Raw genomic sequence first — 17784 nt, forward strand, 5'->3', positions numbered from 1 at the left:
TGATCCACCAGACTTTGCGATCTCACAGATTCAAAAGGTTCGCTCCGCTTCGACAATGTAGTTGCCTTGTTTCCCTATAGGTGTCGAGGCAAAGGCAGATGATCGGTATGGCGGACCCCTTGGACTTGGTGCATCTACAGACCCTGGTCGCCATAGCCGACACCGGTGGATTCCGGCGCGCGGCCGACGCCTTGCACTTGAGTCAGCCCACGGTCAGCCAGCACGTGCGGTTATTGGAGCGGCGGCTGAAGCGCACGCTGGTGGAGAAGGACGGTCGCGGGTCGCGTTTTACCGCCGACGGCGAGCGGTTCGTCGTCGAGGCGCGCACACTGCTCGCCGCGCACGACGAACTGCTCGAGCGATTCGTGGCGGTCGGTTCGCAGCGGATCACCATCGGTTCCACCGAACACGCGGCCGATCGCTTGCTGCCGGAACTGATCGGCGTATTACGCGCTGCCTACCCCGAGATGCACTCGCATTTCCGGATCGACCGATCCACCAGCCTGTCGGAGTCGGTGACCAAAGGCGCCTTGGATCTCGCGGTGGTGCTCGGTGGCAGTGGTGAAGCGTTGGGTGCCGAGGTGGGCGAGCTCGAGTTGCGCTGGGTCGCCGCGCCCGGGTGGCAGTTGGCGCCGACGGTGAGCCCGATCTCCTTGGTGGCGTTCGAGGAGCCGTGTGGTCTGCGGCGGCGAGCTGTACACCGGCTCACCGAACTGGGCTATGGCGTGTCGGTCACCGCCGAATCCGGCACACTCGACGGTGTGCTGGCCGCGACCCAGGCCGGCCTGGGAATCGCGTTGCTGCCGTTCCACGCCGGTGTCCCGCGCGGACTGGTGGAAGTGACCGACCTGCCACCGATGGGCGCGATCGACGTCCGTCTGGTCGCGCGCCGCGGCCTCGACCCCGATATCGAACTGACCGCCATCGAGACGATCAGCGCGCATTACCGGTCGATCACCGGGCGCCAGCTCAGAGGAGTCGCATAATGCCATCTCGCGCGGATACCCTGATCACCGCCACGGAACTGGCCCGATGGATCGACGCCGCCGAGCCCGTCACCATCCTCGACATCCGATGGCAGCTGGGCCGGACCGACGGCCCCTCCGCTTACGCCGACGGTCACATCCCCGGCGCGGTGTACGTGGATCTGGAGACCGAGCTGTCCGATCACACGGTGCCCGGACGGGGCAGGCATCCGCTGCCGGCCGGGTCGGCGGTGCAGGCGGCGGCACGGCGTTGGGGTGCGCGCACGGGAGTTCCGATCGTGGTCTACGACGACTGGAATCGGGCCGGTTCGGCGCGAGCATGGTGGGTATTGCGCGCAGCAGGCATTCCCGGCGTCCGCATTCTCGACGGTGGACTCGGCGCGTGGGTAGCGGAAGGGCATCGGCTGGATACCGGAGTCGAGCAACCACACAGCGGCGACATCGAGGTGACGCACGACGATCTCTATTCCGGGGCACTTCCGGCATTTACTGCGGAGGAGGCCTCCGCCGCCACCTCGCGCGGCATACTGATCGATGCTCGCGCCCCGGAGCGCTTCAGCGGCGAAACCGAACCGATAGATCCGGTGGCCGGACACATCCCCGGCGCTCGTAACGTACCCAGCGCCGCCGCGCTCGACGGCAACGGATTGTTCCGCCCCGCAACCGAACTCGCCGCCTTGTTCGAGGCCGCGGGTGTTCGCGGCGCCGGCGACATCGGCGCCTACTGCGGATCCGGTGTCACCGCCGCCGTGCAGATCGTCGCGCTGCGGATCATCGGCATAGATGCGGCGCTGTTTCCCGGCTCATGGTCGCAGTGGAGCGCGGACCCGAGCCGCCCGGTCGCCACCGGCGACACGCCGACACCCGGACAACCGGTCAGAACACCTTTCCCGGGTTGAACAGTCCGCGGGGATCGAGCGCCTGGCGCACCGCCCGCTGAACCTGCAGTGCCTGGGGCCCGACCTCGCGCGCCAGCCACTGCCGCTTGAGGACGCCGACACCGTGCTCGCCGGTGATCGTGCCGCCCAGTTCCAAGGCGGTCGAGAAGATTTCGTCGGCCGCGCGAGCGGCGCGGCGGGCGGCCGCCGCATCGTCACCGGGTACGACGAGGATCGGGTGCAGGTTGCCGTCGCCGGCGTGGCCGAAGGTGTGGATCCGGCTGCGGTGCCGATCAGCGATCTCGGTGATCCGCCGTACCGCATCCGCGATGCGGGTGCGTGGCACGGCGATGTCCTCGATGAGAACCCGGCCGTGGCGTTCGAGCGCCGGCAGTGCCGCGCGGCGCACGGCCAGCAGTTGCTCGGCCGCGCTGGGATCGTCACCGACCAGAACACGGGAGGTGAACTGCCCGAAGACGGATTCGAGCACCGCTGCCTCGGCGTGCGCGCCGAATCCGTCGGTCTGCGCGACCACGAACGCGCCCGGCGCCGGTTTTCCGAGGCCCAGGAATTCCTGCGCTTCGTGCACCGATGGCTCATCCAGCAGTTCGAGCAGGGACGGTCGCACGCGAGCGGACAGTGCTGCCGTTGTCGCCGCGGCCGCCTGTTCGATCTCGTCGAAGTAGGCTGCCACGGTGACGGTGTGCGGCGGAATCGGATGCAGGCGCACTGTCGCGGCGACGATCACGCCGAGCGTACCCTCCGATCCGGTGAACAGACTCGTCAAATCCAGGCCCGCAACGCCTTTCACGGTGCGGCGTCCGGTGTGCAGCAGGCTGCCGTCGGCGAGCACCACGCTCAGCCCGAGCACCGAATCGCGGGTGACACCGTACTTCACACAGCGCAGACCACCGGCATTCGTGGCGATGTTCCCACCGATGGTGGAGATCGCGGCACTGGCCGGATCCGGGGTGTAACGCAGACCGTGCCGCCCCGCCGCGGCATCGAGTGTCGTCGCGCTGACACCGGCCTGCACGACCGCGAGTTCGTCCTCGGCTGCGATCTCCAGGATCCGGTCGAGCCGGCTCAGATCGATGATCACCGATCCTGGACCGGCGCTCGCGCCGCCGGCCAATCCGGTGCCGCCGCCCCGAACGACCACCGACAAGCCGGCCTCCGCGGCAAGCGCCACCGCACGCTGCACGTCGTCGACGTCGGCAGCGATGACCAGCAGCTCCGGTGTGCCCGAGGGCACCATGCCGGAGCGGTCGCTGCGATAGGCGGCCGGGATGTCCTCGCCGCGCAGTACGGCGCCGGAGATGGACTGTGTCCAGTCGGTCGAGACGATCATCCAGCACTCCTGCGGTCGATGGGCGCGCGTTCGGTGCGCCGAGCGCGCCGACTTTCATCATGTCCGATCGACGGCGTTCCAATGGCGCGCGAATGATCGAATTATCCGATCGACGAGTGCGCAGGTTTCGCTGTCGTTGTTCCCAGTCCGGACCGCCGCGGGGGTGGCGTGCTGTGCTCAGCGCAGCGCCACCTGCCAGCACAACCGGGTGCCCGCGGCACGCCCATCCGGCCCGGTACCTGCCGTGATCGTGAAGGTACCGGCCGCTTCTTCGGCACGCCGGGCCAGATTGGACAGGCCGCTGCGGGTGACATCGGCGGGCACTCCGCAGCCGTCGTCCTCGACCACGATGATCAGGTCGTCGGCGACGGCGATCTCGACCGCGATCGTGTCGGCTCCGGAGTGCCGGACGGCGTTGCTGACCGCTTCGCGCACCACGGCTTCGGCGTGATCGGCCAGTTCGGGGTCGATCACCGAGAGCGGGCCGCTGATCCGCACGGCGGTGCGGATGCCGCTGGGGGCAGCCTGCTGGCGGATCGCTTCCTCGATGCGTTGCCGTACCCGCGCGCTGTCGCCGGTGCCGCCGTGCAGGTCGAAGATCGAGGTGCGGATTTCTTGGACGACGTCTTGCAGGTCGTCGATGGCCTCGGTGATGCGCTCCCGCACCTCCGGAACGCGGGTGCGGGGGACGGTGCCCTGCAGGCTCAGGCCGACGGCGAACAGTCGCTGGATGACATGGTCGTGCAGGTCGCGGGCGATGCGGTCGCGGTCGGAGAGGATGTCCAGTTCCCGCATGCGCCGTTGCGCGTCGGCCAGTTGCATCGCCAGTGCCGCCTGGTCGGTGAAGGCGGCCGTCAATTCGAGGGTCTCGTTGCTGTAGGGCGCCGATTCCACCGCCCGCAGCGCGACCAGCACACCCACCGTGGTGTCGGAGGTCTGCATGGGCAGCACGAGTGCGGGCCCGGCGTCGGGGAAGATCTTGCCGAGATCCGCACGGCGAGCGTCGTCCACCTGCTGGGGGGACCGCAGTCGGAACGCTCGGCCGATAGTGGTGTCTCCCAACGGGAGCTTGATCAGCCGCTGGTCGTGCGCGACGCCCGCAGTGTGTGTGATCAGAAGTTCGGAGATCTCTTCGGGCGGCGCCTCGGAGTCCGGAACGACCGCCAGATAGGTCCGCTCGGAGCCGGTGAGCCGGTGTGTGGCGTCGACGAGGTGGGTGAGGACCTGGCCCGGGGCGGTGCCGGCGAGGAATTCGGTGGTGATGTCGCGGGTCGCCTCGATCCAGGCTTGGCGGGTGCGGGCGGATTCGTAGAGGTGGGCGTTGTCGATGGCGATTCCGGCGGCCGCGGCCAGGGCTCGCACGATGACTTCGTCGTCTTCGGTGAAGGGCTGGCCGCCTGCCTTCTCGGTGAGGTAGAGGTTGCCGAATACCTCGTCGCGGATGCGGACGGGTACGCCGAGGAACGTACGCATCGGGGGGTGGTGGGCGGGGAATCCGACCGACGACGGGTGGTCGGCGAGGTTGTCGAGGCGGATCGGTTTGGGTTGGCTGAACAGCAGCCCGAGTACGCCGTGGCCTTGGGGGAGGTCGCCGATCAGCTCGCGGGTCGGTTGGTCGATGCCTTCGTAGATGAATTGGGTGAGTTGCTGGTCGTGGCCGCGGACGCCGAGCGCGCCGTGGCGGGCGTCGACCAGGGAGATGGCGGTGTGCACGATGGTGCGCAGAGTGCGGTTGAGGTCTAGGCCGGAGGTGACGGTGAGCATGGCTTCGACGAGTCCGTCCATGCGGTCGCGGGCGTCGATGATCTGTTCGATCCGGTCCTTGACCTCGCCGAGCAATTCGCGCAGCCGCAGTTGCGAAAGCGTATCGCGCACCGAATAGGTGTCGGCCGACGCGTAATCAGTCGTATTCGCTCCTGGAACGCCGTCGGCGCGGCCTCTCGCCATGGCTCAAGAATATTTCACCCGGTTCCGGAAATGAACGCCGCCGCCCGGCGGAAATGTGCGCGCCACCGGTCAGAAGTCGATGGTGGAGCCGGACGGCCGGGACCGGAGTTTGGAGGCGTAGACCGCGGCCTGGGTGCGTCGTTCCAGGCCGAGCTTGGCCAGCAGCCGGGATACGTAGTTCTTCACCGTCTTCTCGGCGAGAAACATGCGCTGAGCGATCTGGCGGTTGGTCAGGCCTTCGCCGAGGAGGTCGAGCAGTCTGCGTTCCTGATCGGTGAGTCCGGCCAGGGGACCGTCGTGGTGGGTGTTGGCGCGTAGTCGTTGCATCAAGGCGGCGGCGGCGCGGTTGTCGAGCAGTGAGCGCCCCGCGCCGACTTCCTTGATCGCCTTGGCCAGCTCCATGCCCTTGATGTCCTTGACGACGTAGCCGCTGGCTCCGGCGAGGATCGCGTCCAGCATCGCCTGTTCGTCGGTGAACGAGGTGAGGATCAGGCAACGCAGGTCGTCGAGTTTGGACAGCAGTTCGCGGCAGAGCTCGATGCCGTTGCCGTCGGGCAGGCGCACGTCGAGGACGGCGACGTCCGGCCGGAGTGCGGGGATGCGGGCGAGGGCTTGGGCGACGTCGCCCGCTTCGCCGATCACCGTGAGCTCCGGGTCGTCGGAGAGCAGGTCGGCGAGGCCGCGGCGGACGATCTCATGGTCGTCCACCAGAAACACCGTGATCATCGAGTGTCCAATCCGGGAGTGGCGGGTCGGGACCGACACTACGCATCGGCAAGGCCGCTCGGTACGGACCAAAGTCCCTTCCTACGTGGCCACGGTATTCGCCGCGCAGGTGTGCCACTCTCGGCGCGCCGCGCCGGAGAAAATGTCCGCCCGACGGCGGGCGGGAACCGGGCGCAGTTCGACCGGAGCCCGGCAGCGATCAGGTCGATGCCTCCGAGCGGGTGAGTCCTTCGGCGATCATGATCCGGTGGGCTTGCTGCGCGGCCGAAACCTGCGCGCTGTCGGGCGGTGCGCCACCGGAAAGTTCTTCCATGCTGCGGGCGAGCACCGTCACAGCGTCGGTGAGTGCCCGTAGCCTGCTGTCCAATTCGTCGAGACGAGTCAATTCGGGTCGCGTCACCGGGGTCGCGGCCTCCTGCAGGGTGCCCGAGAGGTCGGCGCCACGCAGGACGGCTCGCAGATCTTCCGGCAGCAGCGCGAACACGTGATCGAGCTGGCCGGGCGAGAACAAGTCGGTCAGCGCGTCGGTCACCGCACCGGCGAGGGCGTAGGCCTCGTCCCGGGAGACGCCCGCTTCCCGCGCGAACTGATCGAGGAAGGAGGGCACGTCGTGCGGTAACGGAACGTGTGCGGGCACCCAGCCCTCGTAGAAGATCCCGCGCAGGAGTTCGGGCAGCTGGGCGCTCAGATGCGCGGCCGCGTTCACGCCGATGCGGTCACGCACGGTGTGCAGCCAGGCGCGCAGCGCGCGGTGCGCGAATGCCCGGTCTTCGGTGGCGAGTTCATCGGTCAGAGTGCGCAGCCACTCGTGCGCGGTGTGCACCGCCGGTGCGAGGGGGTCGCGGTGGTAGCTCATGACGTGTGCCTTTCACGGGGTGGATCGTGGTTGATCGTGCCTAGGGGAACCGGGTACCGAGCGAGGCCGGCGGTCCGCGCGCGGATCGCCCTGCGGAGGGCCGCCCGGTGGCGTCTTCCGGCTCCATATCGACGAGACTGCTCGCCGTGGCCGGGGCCGGTGAGAGGACTCGTACCCGCACTGACGGGACCATGGTCACCCCGAATGCCGGATCACGGTGGACGCGATCCGATCACGTTCGCGCGGGTGCCGAGTCGCGCAGACTCGCCAATGCGCCGGCCAGCCGGCGCCGCAGCTCGCCGGCGACGGACCGCAGCGCCGGCTCAGCGGTGACGCCGACCAGCAGTTCCGGGTCGGTGACCTCGACCTGTGTGCCCGTGTCGGTGGAGCGCACCACGACACCGCACGAGAACATCGCCCCGGCGTGGCGGTCGGCCGACAGGGCCCGGTAGATCAGCCGGGGGTCGCAGACACCCAACATCAGGTAGTTCTCGATCTGTTCGCCGATGTTCTCGCGCAGCGTGGCCTGCAGGTCGACTTCGGCGATCACCGCCAGTTCCGCACCCCGCAAGGCATCCTTGGTCCTGCGCACCGTCTCGTCGAAGGGCGCGTCGAGGTGCACCGCGACGGTGGCTGCGGGGGCGACCGGCAACCGGATCTCGGTGAGCAGCCGCCGAGCGTCGGTGACCTCGTCGGGGCCGATGAGGTAGGCCTCGGTGGGCGGACCGATCGGCCGGTAGCCCGTGTCGCGCAGCCATTCCCGCAGCGCCCGGTACGCCGCGCCGAGGTCGCGGTAGCTGCCACGGTGGCAGGTACGAGCGACGAGTGTGCCGGGCTGGACGACTACCTGCGCGCCGGAACTGGGCCCGAGGTTGGGGGCCGGCTCCACCGCGACGCCGAATTCCACCGCGGTCGCTTCGCCTTCGGGTGTGTCGGCGGGGAACGTGATCGTCGGCGCGCCGTTGGCGACCAAACCGGCCCGCTGCACGATGCGGGTCACTTCCCGCATTCCCTCGGCGATGTCCTCGCCGAGCAGACCCGGATCCGGACGAAGCAGGCGTGCCATCCGCAGCACCGTTTCCGGAGCCGACTCGATCAGGGCGATCCGGTACTCCACCGCGTCCTCCTCGATTCGTTTCATGCCATGGGCGCGGGCCACGCCCTTCGGGTGTCGATGGCCGCGGGTTTCAGCGGGAGCCGGTGACGGTGAAGACGTCCGTTACCGGTCGGCGGGGAGTCGGCGGGACCGCATCGGCGTCGTCGGTGGGTGCGATGCCGACCCGGAGCAGCACTTGGGGTACCGCCGGACGCGGAACCAGGCCGGCGAGCAATCCACGGGTCGTCGGCAGTTCGGTGACATGGGTGAGCGCGCAGGTCGCCAGGCCCGCGGCGGTGCATTCCAGCAGCACGGCCGACAAAGCTTCGCCGGCGTGTAGCCACCGCGTCACCGAATCCTCTTCGGTGCTGAGCACCACCAGCCGCGCGTGATCGTCGAGCCGAGCCCGTCGCGTCGAATGCGGAGCCGGGGGGAAGGCGCGCCCGACGCCGACCCGGGCGGACTCCGCGCCGGAGGCCAGCGCGGAGGTCGGCACGCCCTCGAGTGCCTCCGAATGTCCTGTCCACCATTCCAATTCGGTCTGGTACAGCAAGTCTTGCCGACGGAGAGCGCCGACCTGTTCCGAGGCGGCGGCGAGCCGGGGACGGACAGTGTCGTCCAAGACGTCGAGTTCCACCTCGTGCGGGGAGGTGAGCATCCGCAGCCGGGGCAGGAGGCCGGCGAAGCCCTGCGGTTCGGTCATCGGCAGCCGGTCGGTGCGGCGCCGGTCGATGACGCGTGCTCGGGTGTGGATGCCCTCCGGCGGGTCCGTCCACGGCCGGAATTCGATCACCGCGAGATGGTCGGGGCGCTGCCGGTCCGGCACGCGCATCGTGTCGGTGTGCCAGCCTCGGTCGGCGAAGGCGGTGCGCGCGTGATGCAGTACGGCTCCGCAGCTGATCACCAGCTGGCGGCCGTGGGGGTCGGTCGAGGGCAGCAGCCGATCGGCGTCGGTGTAGAGGTGCAGGCGGGTTCCGTCGAACACCCACCGCCACGGCTGAGTGTTGTGCACCGAAGGCGCCCGGGTGGCCAGCCGCAGCGCGGCGAGGATCACCCGATGGTCGGGTGCCGAGAGGGTGGGTGCTTCGTCGTTCGCGGTCATGATTCGAGTGTTCGCGGGATCGTCGCGGGCGAATACGGGCGTTCCGCCCGCGACGCAGGGTCCTTGGTCACCGTCGCCTGCTGGTCGTGCCGGTCCGACGCGCGGGCCCCGGGATCTTCCGCATGGCGTCCTACTCTTCGGTGTCCGTCACCCGGGCACGCAGAAGCGTCACGCCCCACCACAACAGCCGGAGCGCGAGACCCGCGTAGATCAACGCCGCGAGGTACACCAGGTCCGCGCCGTAGTCGCGGGCCCAATCGGGCAGTACCAGCGCGAGCGCCACCAGCATCCCGACCAGCATGGTCGAAGCGATCACCACCGCGGGAACCGCCAGCGGCACGGCGTCCTGGTCCTGCGCTCCGCCGGTGGGGCCTCCAGGTATTCGTCGGGATGACATGGAACTCAGCTTGTTCGAGCGGCGGGTGCGACGGGAGGGTACTGCTGCCCGTGGCGCGGGGGGCGAACGTCCCGATCCGGGTGTGGCCTCAGTCCAGCTCGTCCTCCGGACCGGACATGTCGAGGATCTCCGAGAGCGGGCGTCGCGGCGTCTGCGGACCCTCTTGCGCCGAATCGGGCACCGAGCCGACGCGCACCAGCACCTGCGGCACGCCGAAACCGTCGGTCAGCGTGCGGACCAGCGCACGGCTCTGCGGAACTTCGGTCAGATGGGTCAGAGGACAGGTCGCGTACCCCGCCAAGGTGCACTCCAGCAGCACCGTGGACAGCACCTCACCGCAGTGCACCACGTCGTCGGGGCTGTCGCTGTCGGTGGAGAGGACGAGGATCACCGAATGGTCCTCGGCGACCTCACCGCGCCGGTCACCGGCGACGGTGGGGAACTTGCGGCCCACGCTCACCCGCTGCCGTTCCTGCTCGGAGATCAACGACTCCTTCGGGACCCCCGCATCGGCGACGACATGCCCGGTCCACCATTGCAGTTCGGCGTGGTAATCCGGGTCGTAGCGGCGCAGAGACGCCGTCATCTCGGATGCGCGGGCCAACGTGGGACGGCTGTCGTCGTGCAGCACGTTCAGCGTGGCGTCGGTGGGATCGAACGTGCTGCGCAACACGGTTTCGAAATCGGGCCATCCGGGCGGCGCCGCGAACGGCAGCCGGTCGGTGTGCCTGCGCAGGATGGCGTCGGCGCGGGCGCGGTCGCCGTCGGTCACGAAATGCGCCCGATGAAAAGTAATGGTGGCCAGATGATTACGACGATTCGGGTTGGGGAAGTGGGCGACGAGGGTGCGCCAACCGGCAGCGGACATGGCCGCGCGGAGGTGTCCCAGCGCGACACCACAGCTGATCAGCATCTGACGCCCGGTGGTGTCGGTCGCCGGGAGTCGGCGTTCGGGCACGGCGAACAGCCGCAGGGCTTGGCCGTCGAAGGTCCAGTGCCAGGGCTGACTGTTGTGCAGCGACGGTGCCCGGCCGGCGAGGAGGACGGCCTTCTCGATGGTTTCTCCGGTGGGTAGCTCGTTCATATGGCCGACGCTAGGTCTCCCGCGCCGATGGGAAAACAGTCGTTGGTCACGGATCTCGTCGCTGGTGGCCCCCACGTCAGGCGTTTGTTGCGGACTTTCGTCCCTGGACGGGATACCGGCGGCTCGGTCAGGCTTGGAGTCGTGGGTAACGGTGTGCAGGCGGGGCCTCGGATCGATTCGCGCCGCCACGACGCGGTGATCTTCGATATGGACGGGGTGGTGACCGATAGCGCGTCGATGCACGCCGCGGCGTGGGCGGAATTGTTCGACGATTTCCTCACTCGGCGACCCGCCGGCGCCGGACAAGACCGGTCGCCGTTCACCGAAACCGACTACCTCCGCTTCGTCGACGGCAAACCCCGCTATCGAGGTGTGGCTGACTTCCTCGCCGCGCGAGGTATCACGTTGCCCTGGGGCACTGCCGGCGACCCGGAGACGGCCGAAACCGTCTGCGGGCTCGGAAACCGGAAGGATCGCCTGTTCCGCGAGCGTGTCGCGCGAGACGGTGTCCGGGCGTTCCCGTCGACCGCCGACCTCGTTCGCCGCCTGAACGCCGCAGGCATCGGCACCGGTGTCTTCTCGGCCAGTCGGCACAGCGCGCAGGTGCTCACGGCCGCGGGCGTCGCGGAGCTGTTCACGGTACGGGTGGACGGGAACGATGCCGAGGAATTGCGCCTGCCGGGAAAACCAGATCCGGCGATGCTTGTCGAGACCGCGCGCCGACTCGGGGCCGAACCGGACCGGACTGTTGTCGTGGAGGATGCCGAGGCAGGCGTCGCGGCCGGGCGCAGTGGGGGTTTCGCGCTGGTCGTCGGGGTCGATCGGCAGGCGAAGCCGGATCGGTTGTCGGCGCGCGGAGCGGATGTGGTCGTCGACGACCTCGCCCGGGTGTGGTTGCGCGGCGGCTTCCGGCGGATGTCGGAGATTCCGGACATCCGGGAGGCCCGGCCGCATATCGCTGATCGTCTGCGCACCGAGAAGGCCGCGGTGCTGCTCGACTTCGACGGCACCGTAGCCGAGATCGTCGCCGATCCGTCCGCCGCCGAACCGGTGGCCGGCGTGGCGGCGGTGCTGCGGAAGCTGGCCGCGCAATGCCCGGTCGCGGTGGTCAGCGGCCGTGATCTCACCGATCTGCGTGCCCGCGTCGGCGTCCCCGGAATCTGGTACGCGGGCAGTCACGGCTTCGACCTTGTGGCCCCCGACGGTACCCGTCACGTGCACGATGCCGTGCCCGGCGCCGAGCGGGCGCTCACCGCGGCGGCCGGCGAACTCCGGCGTCGACTGCGGGATGTCACCGGAGTCCTGGTGGAGCACAAGCGGTTCGCGGTCGCCGTCCACTACCGCAACGTCCACGCGGAAGAGGTCGGGCGCGTGGTGGCCGCGGTGCACGAGGCCGGGCACACCGGAGGGTTGCGGGTCACCCACGGCCGACGCGTCGCCGAACTGCGTCCGGATGTCGACTGGGACAAGGGCGCCGCGGTGCGGTGGATTCTCGATCATCTGACCGGCCCGGTGTTCCCGATCTATCTCGGTGACGACCTCACCGACGAAGACGCCTTCGACGCCGTCGAATCCGACGGGCTCGCCGTCGTCGTGCGCCACGATGAGACGGGTGACAGGCACACCGCGGCCCGGTATGCCGTCGACGGGCCGCACCGGGTTCGCGACTTCCTCGATCGGCTGGCCCACCAACTGCGAACCGAAACCGTCGCGGCCGCGCCGGAGTCGTGGACACTCGGCTTCGATGGATACGACCCGGGCCGGGAGAAGCTGCGGGAGTCGCTGTGCACGGTCGGCAACGGCTATTTCGCGACCCGCGGCGCGGCACCGGAATGCGCGGCGGGAGCGGTGCACTACCCGGGCACTTATGTGGGTGGGGTGTACAACCGGCTCTCCGACACGGTCGCCGGGCATGTGGTCGACAACGAAAGCCTGGTCAATTTGCCCAATTGGCTCCCGCTCACCTTCCGGATCGAACGCGGCGACTGGTTCGACATCGATACAGCGGACCTGCTGGACTACCGGCAGCAGCTCGATCTGCGCCGTGCCGAACTCGTGCGGCGATTCCGCTTTCGCGATGCGTCGGGGCGGATCACCGCGGTGACGCAACGGCGGTTCGTCGCCATGCACCGTCCGCACTCGGGCGCCATGGCGGCGACGATCACCGCCGAGAACTGGTCGGGTGAGGTGACCATCCGCTCGGCGATCGACGGATCGGTGCGCAATCAGTTGGTGCAGCGCTATCGGGACCTGTCCGACGCTCACCTGGTGACCGAGCGCGCCGTCCACCTGTCCGCGAGAGCGGTGCTGCTGGCGGCGCGAACCCGCGTCTCGGGAACACCGGTGGCCGTCGCGACGCGCAGCAGTCTGCGTCGCGGAGTAGAGCCGATCGACCCCGGCTGCGCAGCGATCAGCGAAGACGGCCTCATCGGGCACGATTTCACCGTTTCGGTCACCACCGGGGACGCGGTGACCGTGGAGAAGATCGTCGCCGTGTTCACCGGACATGATCCGGCCGCCGCGGGACCCGACGAGGAAGCCGCGCGCTGGATCGACGCCTTCGACAGCTACGCGGATCTGTTCGAGGGACACGCCGTGGCGTGGGAGCATCTGTGGGCACGGCTGCGCATCGACCTCGACAGTGCGCGGGACGCGACGCGAATCGTGCGCCTGCACCTGTTACATCTGGCTCAGACGTTGTCCCCGAACACCACGACCATGGATGTGGGTGTGCCCGCCCGCGGCCTGCACGGTGAGGCCTATCGCGGTCACGTGTTCTGGGACGAGTTGTTCGTCTTTCCCGTGCTGAATCCGCGCTTTCCCGACCTGACCCGCACTCTGCTCCGGTACCGCCATCGCCGCCTGCCCGAGGCCAGGCGGGCCGCCGCGGACGCGGGACTGGCCGGTGCGATGTTCCCGTGGCAGTCCGGCAGCGACGGCCGGGAAGAAAGCCAGCGATTGCACCTGAATCCGCTGTCCGGCCGATGGAATCCGGATCCCAGTCGCCGCGCCCACCACATCGGGCTCGCGATCGGCTATAACGTCTGGCAGTACTACCAGGCCACCGGCGACCTGGAGTTTCTCGTCGAATGCGGCGCGGAGCTGCTGGTGGAGATCGCTCGTTTCTGGTCGAGCCTGGCTGGCTACGACGCCGCGCGCGACCGTTACACCATCCGTGGTGTGATCGGCCCCGACGAGTTCCATTCCGGCTATCCGGACGCGCCGGAGGCCGGTATCGACAACAACGCCTACAGCAATGTGATGGCGGCCTGGGTGATCCTGCGGGCGACCGAGGCGCTCGCCCTTCTGGCCCCGCGCGAACGGTCGGAGTTGCTGGAGAAACTGTCGGTACGAGCGGCGGAAGCGGAACACTGGCCCGTTGTGGCCCGGCGGATGTACGTCCCGTTCCACGATGGAGTCATCAGTCAGTTCGAGGGATACGAACAACTGGCCGAACTCGATTGGGACCGCTACCGTCGGCGATACGGCAACATCCAGCGGCTGGACCGGCTGCTCGAGGCCGAGGGCGACGACGTCAACCGCTATCGGGCCGCCAAACAAGCCGACGTCCTGATGCTGTTCTATCTGCTGTCGGCCGACGAACTTCGGGAACTGCTCGGTCATCTCGGATACGAACTGCCCGGTGCGATGATTCCGCGGACCATCGACTACTACTTGTCGCGCACGTCGCACGGCTCGACGCTGAGCGCGCTGGTGCATTCGTGGGTGCTGGCGCGGGCCAACCGGGATCGCGCCGTGGAGTTCTTCGATCTGGTGCTCGGCTCCGACGTCGCCGACATCCAGGGCGGCACCACCGCGGAGGGGATTCACCTCGCTGCGATGGCAGGCAGTGTCGACCTGCTGCAACGGTGCTTCACCGGGATGGAACTGCGCCGCGACCGCCTGGTGTTCTGCCCGTACTGGCCCGAGGCGCTCGGCGCCCTGTCGTTCCCGATGATCTATCGCGGCCATCGGCTGACCGTGCGTGTCACTGGCGAAGGTGTCGAGATCAGCTCGGATTCCGGCGCCTCGGCGCCGATCGAAGTCACCTGCCGGGATCAGACCGCGCGGCTCGAGGCGGGAGCGACGGTCCGGCTGCCGATGAACTCGGCCCAGGCACAGGCGCGTTCCAGCTCGCCCTAGACGACTCGTGCACGCATGGCCGACTCCTCTGGCAGGGGAGGCTTCTCACGCCGCGCACCCGACGGGTGGATGGGCGATCGGCGCCTGCAGGACAGGTGGAACGAGCAGCTGCGCCGGGGGCACATCGCGCGATCCGTGGCGCGACGGGCAGCGCGCTGCCAGGATGCGCGCGATGATGGAAGGGTGCGCACCCGCTTCCACGATCACCTCGAGCAGCTCGCCGACCAATTGCGAGCGATGTGCGTGCGTAATCGGCAGGCCATCGCGATGGCCACCGATGCTCTTCTCGGCGCGGATCTGGAGCTGGCCGAGCGCACCATCGACTACTGCGCCGAAACCGTGGCGATGCGCGAGGACGCCGAACATGCCGCGGTCACCCTGCTCGCGCTCGAGGCTCCCGTCGCGGGAGAACTGCGGCAGGTGGTGACGGCGCTGCAGTTGGTCGATGACCTGACCCGGATGAGCGCGCTGACCGCGCACATCGCCGACGCGGCGCGACGCAGGCATCCCGCCGACGCGGTACCCGAACCGGTGCGAAATCTGATGACCCACATGGGTGCGGCGGCCGTCGACCTCGCCGATGCCGCGATCGGTGTGCTGACCACCGCCGACCCCGGTGACGCCGCCGACCTCGATGCCCGCGACGACACCATGGACGATCTGCACCGTGACCTGCTGGCGGCGATCCTCGCCGAAGGGTGGGACAACGGCACCGCCGCCGCGGTGGACGTCACCCTGCTGGGCCGCTACTACGAACGCTTCGGCGACCACGCGGTCCAGGTCGGTCGCCGCACCCTTTACATGACCACCGGGCGCCGCCCCGACAACGAGGCCGCGCCATCGATCCGGGTCCGTCGATCACAGGTGACCGGAACAGAATTCGCTACCCTGGACCGTCCAGCGGACGGCGGGTGACAAGACGATCCAGGCCGGCCCGGAAAGGACCGGCCTGGATGTCATCGTGTACCGATCAGGCGAGATCGAACCGATCGTTGTCGGCCACCTTGACCCACGCCGCGACGAAGTCGTCGACGAACTTGCCCTTGGCATCGTCCTGCGCGTAGACCTCGGCCACCGCCCGCAGCACGGAGTGCGACCCGAAGATGAGGTCGTTGGCCGTCGCCGTCCACTTGGCCTCGCCGGAGGAGCGGTCGAAGCCTTCGTAGACGTTCTCCGCCGACTCCGATGCCTTCCACTCGGTGTTCTGGTCGAGCAGGTTGACGAAGAAGTCGTTCGTCAGCACGCCCGGCCGGTCGGTGAACACACCGTGGTCGGTGCCGCCGTAGTTGGCGCCGAGAGCGCGCAGGCCGCCGATGAGCACCGTGAGTTCCGGGGCCGTCACGTCCAGCATGTACGCCCGGTCGAGCAGCAGGCGCTCCAGCGGGGCCTTCTCGCCGGTCCGCACGTAGTTGCGGAACCCGTCGGCTCGCGGTTCGAGCACCGCGAACGACTCGACATCGGTGTTCTCCTGGGTGGCGTCCGTCCGTCCGGGCGTGAACGGCACCGTGATGTCGTGGCCCGCGTCCTTGGCAGCCTTCTCGATCGCCGCGGACCCGGCCAGGATGATCAGGTCGGCGAGCGAGACCTTCTTGCCGCCGGTGGCGGAACCGTTGAAGTTCTGCTGGATCTGCTCGAGCACCGGCAGCACTTTCGCCAGCTCGTCCGGCTCGTTGACTTCCCAGTTCTTCTGCGGCTCGAGGCGGATCCGGGCACCGTTGGCGCCACCGCGCTTGTCGGTGCTGCGGTAGCTGGCGGCCGACGCCCACGCGGTCTTGACCAGCTGCGTGACCGACAGCCCGGACTCGAGCACCTTGCTCTTCAGGTCCGCGATGTCCTGCTCGTCGATCAGCTCGTGGTCGACGGCGGGAACAGGATCCTGCCACAGCTGCGGCTCGGGAACCCACGGGCCGAGGTAGCGGCTGATCGGCCCCATGTCGCGGTGCAGGAGCTTGTACCACGCCTTGGCGAACGCCTCGGCCAGCTCCTCGGGGTGATCCAGCCAGCGACGGGTGATCTCGCGGTAGATCGGGTCCTCGCGCAGCGACAGGTCCGTGGTCAGCATGGACGGCGTACGCGCGGGCCCACCGAAGGGATCCGGGATGGCGCCCTCGCCCGCGCCGTCCTTCGGCTTCCACTGCCAGGCCCCGGCGGGGCTCTTGGTCAGTTCCCACTCGTACCCGTACAGGTTCTGCAGGAAGCCGTTGCCCCACTTGGTCGGGGTGGCCGTCCAGACGACCTCCAGGCCGCTGGTGATGGCGTCCTTGCCCTTGCCGGTGCCGTAGGCGCTCTTCCAGCCCAGGCCCTGCTGTTCGATGGGAGCGCCTTCCGGTTCGGCGCCGACCAGGCCGGCGTCGCCTGCACCGTGGGTCTTGCCGAAACTGTGGCCGCCGACGATCAGTGCGGCGGTCTCCTCGTCGTTCATCGCCATGCGGCGGAACGTCTCACGGATGTCGCGCGCCGCGGCCACCGGATCCGGCCGGCCGTTGGGCCCCTCCGGGTTGACATAGATCAAGCCCATCTGGACGGCGCCGAGCGGGTTGGCCAGCTCGCGGTCACCGCTGTAGCGCTCGTCACCGAGCCAGGTGTCCTCCGGACCCCAGAAGACCTCCTCCGGCTCCCAGATGTCCGGACGGCCGAAGCCGAAGCCGAAGGTCTTGAACCCCATCGACTCGAGGGCCACGTTGCCCGCGAACACCAGCAGGTCGGCCCAGGAGATCTTGTTGCCGTACTTCTGCTTGACCGGCCACAGCAGCCGCCGCGCCTTGTCCAGGTTGGCGTTGTCCGGCCAGCTGTTCAGTGGCGCGAAACGCTGAGCGCCCTGACCGCCACCACCGCGGCCGTCGGAGATGCGGTAGGTGCCCGCGGCGTGCCAGCTCAACCGGATGAACAGGCCGCCGTAGTGGCCGTAGTCGGCGGGCCACCAGTCCTGGGAATTGGTCAGGACTGCCGTGACGTCGGCTTTGAGGGCGTCGACGTCGAGCTTCTTGAACTCTTCGGGGTAGTCGAAGTCCGCTCCGAGCGGGTTGGACTTGGAGGTGTGGGCGTGCAGCACCGAGACATCGATCTGCTCGGGCCACCAGTCCTTGTTGCTGCGGGGGCGATGGTCGGTCTTCGCGGTGGGGGACGCGATCGCCGGGTTCTCGCTCTCGCTGGTGCTGTGCGTATTGGTGTCAGAACTCGGCGGGCGGCTTTCGGATGACACAGGTATTCCTTCCTGA

Annotated in this window: 13 protein-coding genes; 4 read left to right on the top strand and 9 right to left on the bottom strand. The window is 68.7% G+C overall.

Going from position 1 to position 17784, the window contains the following annotated elements:
- Window positions 1–107 precede the first annotated feature (107 nt).
- Together ACT89H_RS05395 and ACT89H_RS05400 are read left to right on the top strand one after the other, a co-directional pair.
- Entirely contained in the window at window positions 108–986 is an 879-nt protein-coding gene (locus ACT89H_RS05395) for a LysR family transcriptional regulator (RefSeq protein ID WP_445107385.1), read from the top strand.
- Window positions 986–1885 carry a sulfurtransferase gene (locus ACT89H_RS05400; RefSeq protein ID WP_445107386.1) on the top strand — a complete coding sequence of 300 codons (900 nt, stop codon included), beginning with the start codon at window positions 986–988 and terminating at the stop codon, window positions 1883–1885. Before ACT89H_RS05395 ends, ACT89H_RS05400 begins: the two co-directional genes overlap by 1 nt.
- On the opposite strand, the gene ACT89H_RS05405 is transcribed toward ACT89H_RS05400, so the two are convergent.
- From ACT89H_RS05405 to ACT89H_RS05440, 8 genes are all read right to left on the bottom strand, one after another.
- Entirely contained in the window at window positions 1863–3215 is a 1353-nt protein-coding gene (locus tag ACT89H_RS05405; RefSeq protein ID WP_445107387.1) for an FAD-binding oxidoreductase, read from the bottom strand. The genes ACT89H_RS05400 and ACT89H_RS05405 overlap by 23 nt on opposite strands.
- Before the next feature lie 177 nt (window positions 3216–3392).
- Window positions 3393–5162 carry a sensor histidine kinase gene (locus ACT89H_RS05410; RefSeq protein WP_445107388.1) on the bottom strand — a complete coding sequence of 590 codons (1770 nt, stop codon included), beginning with the start codon at window positions 5160–5162 and terminating at the stop codon, window positions 3393–3395.
- A gap of 69 nt (window positions 5163–5231) precedes the next feature.
- Window positions 5232–5888, bottom strand: coding sequence for a response regulator (locus tag ACT89H_RS05415; RefSeq protein WP_445107389.1), 657 nt, complete (start codon window positions 5886–5888; stop codon window positions 5232–5234).
- 199 nt (window positions 5889–6087) lie between these two features.
- Window positions 6088–6744, bottom strand: a complete 657-nt coding sequence (locus tag ACT89H_RS05420; protein ID WP_445107390.1) for a DUF2267 domain-containing protein — start codon at window positions 6742–6744, stop codon at window positions 6088–6090.
- Between the two features lie 232 nt (window positions 6745–6976).
- The gene (locus ACT89H_RS05425; RefSeq protein WP_445107391.1) at window positions 6977–7885 is read right to left on the bottom strand and encodes a DUF302 domain-containing protein; all 909 of its coding nucleotides are present in this window, start codon (window positions 7883–7885) and stop codon (window positions 6977–6979) included.
- Window positions 7886–7931: 46 nt separating this feature from the next.
- Window positions 7932–8942 carry an Acg family FMN-binding oxidoreductase gene (locus tag ACT89H_RS05430; RefSeq protein WP_445107392.1) on the bottom strand — a complete coding sequence of 337 codons (1011 nt, stop codon included), beginning with the start codon at window positions 8940–8942 and terminating at the stop codon, window positions 7932–7934.
- Between the two features lie 130 nt (window positions 8943–9072).
- Window positions 9073–9339: a hypothetical protein gene (locus ACT89H_RS05435; RefSeq protein WP_445107393.1), complete on the bottom strand. Its 267-nt coding sequence runs from the start codon at window positions 9337–9339 to the stop codon at window positions 9073–9075.
- Between the two features lie 88 nt (window positions 9340–9427).
- Window positions 9428–10423: an Acg family FMN-binding oxidoreductase gene (locus ACT89H_RS05440; RefSeq protein WP_445107394.1), complete on the bottom strand. Its 996-nt coding sequence runs from the start codon at window positions 10421–10423 to the stop codon at window positions 9428–9430.
- 141 nt (window positions 10424–10564) lie between these two features.
- Here ACT89H_RS05440 and otsB point away from each other — a divergent pair, with 141 nt between their 5' ends.
- Together otsB and phoU are read left to right on the top strand one after the other, a co-directional pair.
- The gene (otsB, locus tag ACT89H_RS05445; RefSeq protein ID WP_445107395.1) at window positions 10565–14566 is read left to right on the top strand and encodes a trehalose-phosphatase; all 4002 of its coding nucleotides are present in this window, start codon (window positions 10565–10567) and stop codon (window positions 14564–14566) included.
- Window positions 14567–14749: 183 nt separating this feature from the next.
- Window positions 14750–15481 carry a phosphate signaling complex protein PhoU gene (gene phoU / locus ACT89H_RS05450; RefSeq protein WP_445107396.1) on the top strand — a complete coding sequence of 244 codons (732 nt, stop codon included), beginning with the start codon at window positions 14750–14752 and terminating at the stop codon, window positions 15479–15481.
- A 55-nt stretch (window positions 15482–15536) separates the two neighbouring features.
- On the opposite strand, the gene katG is transcribed toward phoU, so the two are convergent.
- Window positions 15537–17768 carry a catalase/peroxidase HPI gene (gene katG, locus ACT89H_RS05455; protein ID WP_445107397.1) on the bottom strand — a complete coding sequence of 744 codons (2232 nt, stop codon included), beginning with the start codon at window positions 17766–17768 and terminating at the stop codon, window positions 15537–15539.
- Between the last annotated feature and the right edge of the window lie 16 nt (window positions 17769–17784).

It is taken from the genome of Nocardia aegles, assembly GCF_052545135.1.

Bases quoted from the DNA above. Each gene is read 5' to 3' on its own strand.
- ACT89H_RS05395 (WP_445107385.1), top strand. From the start codon at position 108: ATGGCGGACCCCTTGGACTTGGTGCATCTACAGACCCTGGTCGCCATA.
- ACT89H_RS05400 (WP_445107386.1), top strand. From the start codon at position 986: ATGCCATCTCGCGCGGATACCCTGATCACCGCCACGGAACTGGCCCGA.
- ACT89H_RS05405 (WP_445107387.1), bottom strand. From the start codon at position 3,215: ATGATCGTCTCGACCGACTGGACACAGTCCATCTCCGGCGCCGTACTG.
- ACT89H_RS05410 (WP_445107388.1), bottom strand. From the start codon at position 5,162: ATGGCGAGAGGCCGCGCCGACGGCGTTCCAGGAGCGAATACGACTGAT.
- ACT89H_RS05415 (WP_445107389.1), bottom strand. From the start codon at position 5,888: ATGATCACGGTGTTTCTGGTGGACGACCATGAGATCGTCCGCCGCGGC.
- ACT89H_RS05420 (WP_445107390.1), bottom strand. From the start codon at position 6,744: ATGAGCTACCACCGCGACCCCCTCGCACCGGCGGTGCACACCGCGCAC.
- ACT89H_RS05425 (WP_445107391.1), bottom strand. From the start codon at position 7,885: ATGAAACGAATCGAGGAGGACGCGGTGGAGTACCGGATCGCCCTGATC.
- ACT89H_RS05430 (WP_445107392.1), bottom strand. From the start codon at position 8,942: ATGACCGCGAACGACGAAGCACCCACCCTCTCGGCACCCGACCATCGG.
- ACT89H_RS05435 (WP_445107393.1), bottom strand. From the start codon at position 9,339: ATGTCATCCCGACGAATACCTGGAGGCCCCACCGGCGGAGCGCAGGAC.
- ACT89H_RS05440 (WP_445107394.1), bottom strand. From the start codon at position 10,423: ATGAACGAGCTACCCACCGGAGAAACCATCGAGAAGGCCGTCCTCCTC.